The sequence below is a fragment of the Bartonella sp. AA81SXKL genome (assembly GCF_042196945.1).
In the GTDB taxonomy this organism is placed as follows: Bacteria; Pseudomonadota; Alphaproteobacteria; order Rhizobiales; family Rhizobiaceae; genus Bartonella.
Window position 1 is genome coordinate 1 of the sequence record NZ_JBHIRH010000352.1, and the last position, 600, is coordinate 600.

Sequence of the window (600 nt, forward strand, 5' to 3'; positions counted from 1 at the left end):
ATGACCAGGTGTTGAAAGTGCTAAAATTGTGTGGGTACCAAATAAGAAGCTTTCATCAGGTTTAAGTGTTTGATCAATGTGACTAATTTTTTCTTTTTCTGCTTCTGGTCCAATAACAATGGCTTTATAAATTTGCTTTAACTCTGCTAGCGCTTCCACATGGTCATGATGATGATGCGTTAAAAAGATAGTCTGAAGCGTCCAGTTGCGGCGTTTTAGAGCATTTTGAATTGCGTTGCTTTCAGGTGCATCAATTGCTGCTGTGTAGCCGCTCGTTTCATCATGAATGAGCACACCAAAATTATCTTCTCGACAGATGAACTGTTCAATTAACACTTCTTCCCTCCGTGAACGGTGGACAGTAATAAATCTATAAAATAATTTTATATTTGTTTAAGAATTAGTTTTATCCTCTTCTTTAAAAAGATCTTTTGAATGTTTCATTATAAGAGGCATTTGTGTTAACATAAAAAAAACTGTTATAGGCATAATGGCAAAGACTTTAAAATTTGTCCAAAAATTATCGCTAAAATTGCGCCAAATTACTTCATTTAAAACAGCGAGAAAAATGAAAAAAAATGCCCAGCGATAAGTAAGTTT

General features: G+C 34.0%; 2 protein-coding genes. Both read right to left on the reverse strand.

Annotated elements, in window-relative coordinates; genetic code table 11:
• The coding region (locus ACFINZ_RS11640; RefSeq protein ID WP_375701603.1) for an MBL fold metallo-hydrolase at positions 1-336 on the reverse strand (336 nt) is incomplete at its 3' end.
• A 57-nt stretch (positions 337-393) separates the two neighbouring features.
• The coding region (locus ACFINZ_RS11645; RefSeq protein ID WP_375701604.1) for a septation protein IspZ at positions 394-600 on the reverse strand (207 nt) is incomplete at its 5' end.